Raw genomic sequence first — 7,826 nt, forward strand, 5'->3', positions numbered from 1 at the left:
TCCTCCCGCCCGTTGTTTGAACGAAACTGAATCACAAAACTATGCAATCAAACAAGAATTAATGGGTGTGCTGCCTAGAGTTCGTGGAGATTTCATCGAAGACCAAGATGTTAACGATGAGCGGCTGGGAGCGGTTTCAAAAGAACGCGACCAAGGTCAAAGCGGCCGAGGGCTCGGTGGCGAATTGACGGGGGTGTCTGGTTATGGCGACGACCAATCTCAATATCAGCGTGATCGACAAGCGCATGCTGAAGCAGTCCGAGGCCGCGAGTTATGCCGGGTTGCCGGTGAAGCACTTCAAGGCGGCTTGTCCCGTGCGCCCTGTTGAGTTGAAGCAAGGTACGTTGCTTTGGGATCGCCGTGACCTCGATCTCTGGATTGATGATGTGAAGTCCGGGGCCGTGACCGACACCCGCGACACCATTCTGGACCGCCTTTGATGACACAGGTGCGGGTCAAGGGGTTCAAGATTTTCAAGGACCGGCACGGCAAGCAGCGATGCTACCACCGAGAGACCGGCCACACGGTTGACCTGACCCGCGCGCCGATTGGCTCTGCCGAATTCTTTGCAGAATGTGAGACGATCCGCGCCATCGCTGAAGCTCAGCGGGTGAAAGCTCCAAGAGCCGGAACCCTTGGCGGGTTGATCCAGTCCTATTTCGAGACTGAGCACTATCAGAACCTGGCGGAGGCGACCCGGCGCGACTATCGCAATTGCGCGGACTTCCTTGAGCCGATCCGCGACACTCCGATCCATGTGATCGACACGCCTTTGATTGCGGGCATCCACGACAAGGCCGCGAAGAAGATTGGCTGGCGGCGGGCGAACATGGTCCGCACGCTTTTAAGCGAGGTGTTTCGCTACAACATCCCGAAGGGTCTTATCTCCGCCAACTTCGCCAAAGACGTCATTCCCAAGCGACGCCCGCGCGACCGCGCCTATGCCAACCGCCCTTGGTCCATCGAGGAGCGAGACACTGTCTTGGGCAAGGCCAAGCCACATGTGCGCGTGGCCCGTGCCCTGATGATGAACACCGGCCTCGACCCGTCCGACGCCCTAAGATTGCGGAATGATCAGGTCGAAGGCGGCACGATCTGGGGCGTGCGCGGCAAGACAGGCGAAGAAGTCGCGATTCCGGTCAGCCCGACCCTTCAAGCGGCGCTTGATCGCATGCCTAACCACGACGCCGAGACTGTGCTTTCCAATTCTCGAGGTGAGGCGTGGACTTACAACGGCTTTTCGACTGTTTGGTACCGCTTCAAAACCGCCCTTGAGAATGAAGGCCTTATCGAAAAAGGACTGACCCTCAAGGGCTTGCGGCACACGGTGGCTACGACTTTGCGCGAGGCGGGCTTGGATGAACGCCGCATCGCGGACCTGCTGGGGCAGAAAACTCCGTCCATTGCGCGGCACTATTCGCGTTCCGCGAACCTTGCCGACAAGAACCGCGAGACTATGGCGTCATTGGAAGAAGAGAACCGAAGGCGGGCCGAAAGTGTCAAACCTTCGCAGAAAAGCGTCAAACCCGACCGAAACGAGGATCAGCCATGAGCAGAACCTACCATTATATCAAAGAGTTAAGTGGTGCCCGGGGGCGGAATCGAACCACCGACACGAGGATTTTCAATCCACTGCTCTACCCCTGAGCTACCCGGGCACGGGAGAACGACGAACGTTCGAGTGAGCGGGTTCTAGGGCCTCCGTGCTGGGGTGTCCAGAGGCTTTTTGCCTCTATTCCGCGCATAACACGCTTTCCGAATTCAATGCGGTTTACCGGCCACTTGATCGGTCGCATCCATTGCTTCGGTCGGGTCCTCGTCAGAGTCAGACGGCACAGCGTATGAGCCGCTCATCCAGCGCGCCAGATCAATGTCCGCGCAGCGACGCGAGCAGAACGGGCGATATTTCTGGTCTGTCGCATTAGCGCAGATTGGACAGATCATTCCAGCACCTCCGTCAATGGCAATCGCGCCCGTTTGCGTTGCAGTTCGTAATGTCCAAGCGGGGTCCAGCCTGCCATGACCGTATCTACATCGTCGCCGCGCAGGGCCGCGCGCAAACTCGCCTCGAACGCGCGGCGTTCCTTCTTGGGCATGGGAGCCAGATCAACGGTGATCTGGCCGCCGAGGCCGCGCACCCGCAACGCTACCGGCAAGGCCCGGGCGCAGGCGATGTTCGCCTTGAGCCCCGCGGAAAAAGAGCCGTCGGCCCCGGTATTCACGTCCACAGCGATCAGGGCGCGGGTCGCCTCGACATACATCGACGATCCTTCGCCCAACGGCACGCGAGGATCCTGTGCCGCATCAATCGCCTCCATGACGCCGTGGTTTTCAAAACAGCCGACCTCAGTCACGACATCTGCCGACGCGACCCAGTCGCGCCATGCCAGAATATGCGGACCATCTCCCGCCACCAATACCGCGGGTGTCTCGACGAGATCTGCCGTCACGTCTTCGGCAAGCTGACGCATGGCGGCAATATCTTCGGCCACCTCGTCCGGATCGGCCTCTGCGCTGGCGGACCGCAGGATCAGACCCATTTCACAGCCTTCCATCCCCTCATGTGCCAACAGCATCAGGCCATCGCGGACGTCATCGTCCCGGATACTGCGCGACAGGTTCAGCCCCGGCGCATCCGGTGTTACTATGGCATATCTGCTCTTGAAGAGCAGCTTGTGCGTGACAGGGATGGCTTTGCCAGGCTCGGCGTAGCCCGTCACCTGCACATGCAACATTTCACCCTGATCGATTCCCTTGACGCCACGCAGATAGGCGGCACCGTCCGGCGTCTTGAGAAACACACCGCCCTGCCCTTTGACGGGCCTGTCGGTGACCGCACGGTAAATCGTACCCGGTCGAGGGGCATCGCCGTCGATCAGCAAATCGTGCAACTGGCCATCAACCATCAGGGCCGCAGCTTCGCGCCCCTGTACATGGTCCAGCAAAATCTGACGTCCCTTCATGCCCATACCTTCATTCCTGCGGCCTGCAACAGGCCCGCGGTTTCAGCCAGGGGAAGGCCCACGATCCCGGTGAACGATCCGCTGATCCAGGGGATCAATGCACCGGCTGGTCCTTGTATGCCATATCCGCCTGCTTTGCCCTGCCAATCGTCCAAAGCTAGGTAGCCTTTGACCTCATCGTCCGACAGAGCTTTCATCCGAACGGCGCTGACCACTTCTCTGGCCCACATCTGGTCCCCCTTGCGGACAGCCACGGCAGTAATGACACGGTGACGACGCCCTGACATCAGACGCAGGAACGCTTCGGCTTCGCCGACGTCTGCGGGCTTGCCCAATATACGGCGCCCCAAGGCAACAGTCGTATCAGCACACAACACGACATCGCCCGGCGCGCATTGGACCGCCGCAGCCTTTTCGCGCGCGATGCGCATGCAATAGGCACGGGGCAATTCGCCTTTCAGCGGGTCTTCATCAATGTCGGGTGGTCGAACGGCGTCAGGCACAATGCCCAATTGCCCGAGCAGCTCAAGGCGTCTCGGGCTTCCGGATCCCAGTACAAAAGCCATGTAACAGAGTTACTTGAAACGGTAGTTGATGCGGCCTTTGGACAAGTCATAGGGGGTCATTTCCACCTGAACCTTGTCGCCTGCCAGAACGCGGATGCGATTCTTGCGCATTTTTCCTGCCGTATGTGCGATGATCTCATGGCCATTTTCAAGCTCGACCCGAAACGTCGCATTTGGCAGGAGTTCCTTTACGACACCGGGAAATTCGAGCGTATCTTCCTTGGCCATGGTCTCTCCTTAATAACATCGTCTGCCATATATGCAGACGCGCCACTAAATGCGCCTCCCGGACCATAATTTCAAGGGATAAAGCGCGACGCGGCTCCTGTGCCGCTAAACTGTGGTACCCTAGAACAAACTGCCCCCGCAAAACAGCATCAAAAGACGCGTGCGCAACCCACCGGATCTATCCGGCCGTCTTGATAGCTCCAGTCCCGCCGGTTGAGGACGCCGCCGTCCCGCCGCACTTCCGCCACGACATCCAAGTCGACATCGGCATAGACCCATCCGGGCTGATTCAATTCCCCGACCGCAAAGACACCCGTCGCCGGGAATCCCCGATCGGGCGGGCCAAAGACCCCCCCTGCCCCAACGCATGTGCCGAGAGCGTCGGACCACATCGCATCGCCCACAACAGACGACATCACGGTCACGCACTGATTTTCCAACGCCCGGGCCTGTGCCCCGATCCGCACCCGCGAATAACCTGTCAGGGCTTCGGTCACCGAAGGCACGAGGATCATGTCTGCGTCGGACAAGGCCCGGCCGAACAAGGGAAACTCCGCATCATAGCAAATCAGGATGCCGATTCTGCCGAGGGCCGTGTCGAAGATTTGCAACGGCCCGCCCGGCGCCACATCCCACTCCTCCGCTTCAAAGCGCGTCATGATCTGTTTGTCTTGAACACCCACGCCGCCGCCCGGCGCAAACAAGCACGCGCGGTTGACCGGGCGCGTGACACCCGGCGGCAGGTCACGGGTTGACGGCGCGGACGCGGCCAGAATGTGCACACCGAATTGCGCCGACAACTCAGCATGCAACGCGTCCGCCTCGGGCAAACGATCGGACGCTGCATGCAAAGATGCCTCCAGATCGCCCGCAACATCCAGTCCGGCCAGTGTCGCCAATTCCATCGCCCCGTATTCCGGAAAGACAAGCAACTGCGCGCCCTGCGTCGCGGCCCGATCGACCCAAGAGGTCAGTTTGTCCCGATAGGCCTGCCAGTGATCCAAAATATCGAGCGGGTAAGAAGCTGTCGCAATTTTCATGAGTTTCAGTTTGCCGACTGCGCAGAAATCACGCAAGCGGATTCCGATGGGGACGCGATGACCACAGTTTAACAAAAATTGAACCTGCATGGTCGGGTTTGCCTTTTTTATTTGACCTGAGTACGGATCACTTTCACAAAAGATAAAACCGCTGGGAAATCGGATCATGCTGGCTAAAGGCGTCACTTTGCGCGGATTGGAAGTGTTCGAAGCACTGGCGGCGACAGGATCCGTGGCGCAGGCCGCCTCTGCAACCGGGCTCAGCCAACCGGCCGTCAGCCAGCAATTGCGAAATCTTGAGACGGCGCTGGCGACCGACCTCATCGACCACGGGAAGCGACCCATGCGGCTGACCCCGGCCGGGTTGAGCTTTCTGACGCGGGCCGAGGCGGCCTTGTCGCAACTCAGACTGGCACAGTCTGAACTGACAGTCATGGATCTGGCACATCTGTCTGCGCTCAGCATTGGCGTGATCGACGATTTCGAGAACGATCTGACGCCCCGCCTCGTCACGATCCTCGCCGATAACCTGACCCGCTGCAAATTCACTCTGACAACCGCCCCCAGCCACGAAATCCTGCAAGCGATTGCGGACAAACAGCTGCATATCGCGATCTCCGCAAGTGACGGCGCCATGCGCGACGGGGTTCTGGAATATCCGCTGGCACGCGATCCGTTCATTCTGGTGGCTCCAAAAGGTCGGATACAGGGCGATGACAGGCTTGCAGCTCTGCACAATTTGCCCTTCTTGCGATATGAGCGCGGCCAACTGATCTCGCGACAGATCGAAGCGCACCTCGCCCGGCAGAAACTGGAACTCCCCGACCGCTTTGAGATCGGCAGCCATCTGGCACTGATGGCCATGGTTGCACGGCGTATCGGCTGGGCGGTGACGACCCCGCTTGGTTTCATGCGCGCCGGGCGCTTTCATGATCAGGTCGACGCTTTCCCGCTGCCGGTCAAACCGTTCTCGCGCACGATTTCGCTTTATGCCAGCGCGGATTGGGCCGGGAATGTACCGACGGACGTGGCGCGCACCATGCGGCAGTTGATACAGACCCACATGATCGAACCTGCGCTGGGAAAACTGCCCTGGCTGGCCGGTGACCTGCGCTTGCTCGAAGCCTGACTTGGGGTTGGATCATGGCGTGACGCTGGCAAATCCGGACCCCTGCAAGGTCGTTCGGGCCTGAGCGCTTGTGTTCCGGCTTACGCCTTGATCAGATGGGGGGATCAGGCAAGCGAGGTACATCCATGGCACATCCTTCTATCGTCATTCTGACCGGCGCGGGCATCTCCGCAGAGAGCGGGTTGGGCACATTCCGCGACGAAGGCGGGTTGTGGGCCCAACATCGGATCGAAGATGTGGCCACGCCCGAAGGGTTCGCGCGCGACCCGCAGCTGGTCATGGATTTCTACAACACGCGCCGCGCTCAGGCGGTTGAAGCCACGGAAAACGCGGCACACCGGGCGCTGGCGCGCTTGCAGGCAGACTTTGACGGTGACGTTCTGCTGGTCACCCAGAACGTAGACAGCCTGCACGAAAAAGCGGGCAGCACGGATGTCGTCCATATGCACGGCGCGCTGAACTCCGCCCTGTGCGGCGCCTGTGATCACCGATGGCCCGCCCCATTGCAGATGCAAGTGGGAGACGCGTGCCCCGCCTGTGGCGCCCCCTCCGCACGACCGGATATCGTTTGGTTTGGCGAGATGCCCTATCACATGGACCGGATCGAGGCGGCATTGTCACAGGCCGATATCTTCGCGGCTATCGGGACTTCGGGCAATGTTTATCCGGCGGCAGGTTTCGTGCAATTGGCCACCTATGCGGGGGCCAAAACGGTCGAAATGAACCTCGACCCATCAATGACGGTGAACCTGTTCGAAGAGACGCGCCCCGGCAAAGCGTCCCAGACAGTGCCGGAATGGGTGGAAAGCATCCTGAACGGCTGACGGCAGTGACTGCAACGCGTGCCGATGAAAATGCCGTCAGGTTGATCAGCTGGACGGAGTGACAGTGCACCACCCCAAGTGCTCTGCGGCGGCTCAAGTATCGCGGGCAGCGTCCAGATGTTTGCGCAATTCCGTCAAGACCGGCTTGGCCTGCTGCAATGGACCGAGGTCAAAATCCGCCATCAGCTTTTTGAAATCCACCATCAGAACCGCGATCACCTGTGCGCGCAATGTACGGCCCGCATCCGTGAGCCAGACAGTCTTGGAGCGGCCATCCTCCGGGTTGGGTCGGATCTCGATCAAACCATGGGCAAGCAATCCCTTGAGGGTGTGGGTCATCGAGGTCTTGGGCACCTGAAACGCGCGGGCCATATCAATGGGTGTGCGCCCATCCGCCACGCGGGTCAGGTGATTGAGAACCGTAAAGTGCGGCGCAATCAAACCCGCCGGCAGCCGCGCCTCAAGATACGCGCGGCTGAGCTGTTCGATAATCCCGATCTCTGTGAAGACATCAAAAAGGACAGAAGAATCGTCGTCAGGCATCCAGGCGTTTTGCCTCCAATGGCCAGCGCGGCGTGCGCGGCGTACGTGTAGCGTATCCCAGAAGACCCAGCATTTGAACAGTCTCTTGAGGGCCCGCGAACCCTTCATGGATGGCCGCGTAAGGCCCTGCAACTTCGGGGTACTCCTGCAACGCCTGACTGACGGGACGCAACGCCAAGCCGACCCCGGTCGCTGCAAGGTTCAAGCGCAGCCACGCCGCCCCCGCCTCGATCTGATCGACACGGGCATTGCCTTTTGTGTTTATGGTGACAAGTGCCGGTGCACTGTCGATGGCCGTCGTGGTTTGTTCGATCGCGCCTTTGGTGCCGGGATTGGAGATATCCGACGCCGCTTCCCGGCTGAACACGCCCACTGCGGCCAGGGCCTCAAGGAATGGCCCGCCAACATCAATACCGTCAGGCGTGGCGTTGATCTCGGCCTTTCCAATACGCATCAAGTGAAGGACCACCGGCTGACGCCGGAGGCATCATTTGTCGGAATGTAATTCCAGGTACTGCTTGATGACATCGTCT

11 protein-coding genes and 1 tRNA gene are annotated in these 7,826 nt (G+C 59.8%); 4 read left to right on the forward strand and 8 right to left on the reverse strand.

The features are described from left to right. Nucleotides 1-203 precede the first annotated feature (203 nt). Both LC354_RS25075 and LC354_RS25080 read left to right on the forward strand, forming a co-directional pair. Nucleotides 204-440: a hypothetical protein gene (locus LC354_RS25075; RefSeq protein WP_081893890.1), complete on the forward strand. Its 237-nt coding sequence runs from the start codon at nucleotides 204-206 to the stop codon at nucleotides 438-440. After that, nucleotides 440-1,552 (forward strand): tyrosine-type recombinase/integrase, encoded by a 1,113-nt coding sequence (locus LC354_RS25080; RefSeq protein WP_223428701.1) that lies wholly within the window; start codon nucleotides 440-442, stop codon nucleotides 1,550-1,552. The genes LC354_RS25075 and LC354_RS25080 overlap by 1 nt, the downstream gene beginning before the upstream one ends. Before the next feature lie 31 nt (nucleotides 1,553-1,583). On the opposite strand, the gene LC354_RS25085 is transcribed toward LC354_RS25080, so the two are convergent. From LC354_RS25085 to LC354_RS25110, 6 genes are all read right to left on the reverse strand, one after another. Beyond that, a tRNA-Phe gene (locus tag LC354_RS25085) sits at nucleotides 1,584-1,658 on the reverse strand. 103 nt (nucleotides 1,659-1,761) lie between these two features. Continuing rightward, nucleotides 1,762-1,944, reverse strand: coding sequence for a DNA gyrase inhibitor YacG (locus LC354_RS25090; protein WP_223428702.1), 183 nt, complete (start codon nucleotides 1,942-1,944; stop codon nucleotides 1,762-1,764). Continuing rightward, nucleotides 1,941-2,963: a ribonuclease E/G gene (locus tag LC354_RS25095; protein WP_223428703.1), complete on the reverse strand. Its 1,023-nt coding sequence runs from the start codon at nucleotides 2,961-2,963 to the stop codon at nucleotides 1,941-1,943. Before LC354_RS25095 ends, LC354_RS25090 begins: the two co-directional genes overlap by 4 nt. After that, a complete protein-coding gene (locus tag LC354_RS25100) occupies nucleotides 2,960-3,529 on the reverse strand; it encodes a Maf family protein (protein ID WP_223428704.1) in 570 nt (189 codons plus the stop codon). The genes LC354_RS25095 and LC354_RS25100 overlap by 4 nt, the downstream gene beginning before the upstream one ends. A 9-nt stretch (nucleotides 3,530-3,538) precedes the next feature. Beyond that, a complete protein-coding gene (infA, locus tag LC354_RS25105; protein WP_223428705.1) occupies nucleotides 3,539-3,757 on the reverse strand; it encodes a translation initiation factor IF-1 in 219 nt (72 codons plus the stop codon). 149 nt (nucleotides 3,758-3,906) lie between these two features. Beyond that, nucleotides 3,907-4,797, reverse strand: a complete 891-nt coding sequence (locus tag LC354_RS25110) for a carbon-nitrogen hydrolase family protein (protein WP_223428706.1) — start codon at nucleotides 4,795-4,797, stop codon at nucleotides 3,907-3,909. Nucleotides 4,798-4,963: 166 nt separating this feature from the next. Here LC354_RS25110 and LC354_RS25115 point away from each other — a divergent pair, with 166 nt between their 5' ends. Beyond that, complete coding sequence (locus LC354_RS25115; protein ID WP_223428707.1) at nucleotides 4,964-5,926, forward strand: LysR family transcriptional regulator; 963 nt, start codon at nucleotides 4,964-4,966, stop codon at nucleotides 5,924-5,926. 125 nt (nucleotides 5,927-6,051) lie between these two features. Next, nucleotides 6,052-6,750, forward strand: a complete 699-nt coding sequence (locus tag LC354_RS25120) for an NAD-dependent deacylase (RefSeq protein WP_223428708.1) — start codon at nucleotides 6,052-6,054, stop codon at nucleotides 6,748-6,750. A gap of 93 nt (nucleotides 6,751-6,843) precedes the next feature. Here LC354_RS25120 and LC354_RS25125 read toward each other — a convergent pair whose 3' ends face one another. Beyond that, nucleotides 6,844-7,293 carry a MarR family winged helix-turn-helix transcriptional regulator gene (locus LC354_RS25125; protein ID WP_223428709.1) on the reverse strand — a complete coding sequence of 150 codons (450 nt, stop codon included), beginning with the start codon at nucleotides 7,291-7,293 and terminating at the stop codon, nucleotides 6,844-6,846. Next, nucleotides 7,286-7,747 carry a hypothetical protein gene (locus LC354_RS25130; protein WP_223428710.1) on the reverse strand — a complete coding sequence of 154 codons (462 nt, stop codon included), beginning with the start codon at nucleotides 7,745-7,747 and terminating at the stop codon, nucleotides 7,286-7,288. The genes LC354_RS25125 and LC354_RS25130 overlap by 8 nt, the downstream gene beginning before the upstream one ends. Between the last annotated feature and the right edge of the window lie 79 nt (nucleotides 7,748-7,826).

Origin of the sequence: Tateyamaria pelophila, from assembly GCF_019966495.1 — a bacterium.
Lineage (GTDB): Bacteria > Pseudomonadota > Alphaproteobacteria > Rhodobacterales > Rhodobacteraceae > Tateyamaria > Tateyamaria pelophila.

Excerpts from the sequence above, each read along its gene's own strand:
- LC354_RS25075 (WP_081893890.1), top strand. The coding sequence starts at position 204 with ATGGCGACGACCAATCTCAATATCAGCGTGATCGACAAGCGCATGCTG.
- LC354_RS25080 (WP_223428701.1), top strand. The coding sequence starts at position 440 with ATGACACAGGTGCGGGTCAAGGGGTTCAAGATTTTCAAGGACCGGCAC.
- LC354_RS25090 (WP_223428702.1), bottom strand. The coding sequence starts at position 1,944 with ATGATCTGTCCAATCTGCGCTAATGCGACAGACCAGAAATATCGCCCG.
- LC354_RS25095 (WP_223428703.1), bottom strand. The coding sequence starts at position 2,963 with ATGAAGGGACGTCAGATTTTGCTGGACCATGTACAGGGGCGCGAAGCT.
- LC354_RS25100 (WP_223428704.1), bottom strand. The coding sequence starts at position 3,529 with ATGGCTTTTGTACTGGGATCCGGAAGCCCGAGACGCCTTGAGCTGCTC.
- infA (WP_223428705.1), bottom strand. The coding sequence starts at position 3,757 with ATGGCCAAGGAAGATACGCTCGAATTTCCCGGTGTCGTAAAGGAACTC.
- LC354_RS25110 (WP_223428706.1), bottom strand. The coding sequence starts at position 4,797 with ATGAAAATTGCGACAGCTTCTTACCCGCTCGATATTTTGGATCACTGG.
- LC354_RS25115 (WP_223428707.1), top strand. The coding sequence starts at position 4,964 with ATGCTGGCTAAAGGCGTCACTTTGCGCGGATTGGAAGTGTTCGAAGCA.
- LC354_RS25120 (WP_223428708.1), top strand. The coding sequence starts at position 6,052 with ATGGCACATCCTTCTATCGTCATTCTGACCGGCGCGGGCATCTCCGCA.
- LC354_RS25125 (WP_223428709.1), bottom strand. The coding sequence starts at position 7,293 with ATGCCTGACGACGATTCTTCTGTCCTTTTTGATGTCTTCACAGAGATC.
- LC354_RS25130 (WP_223428710.1), bottom strand. The coding sequence starts at position 7,747 with ATGCGTATTGGAAAGGCCGAGATCAACGCCACGCCTGACGGTATTGAT.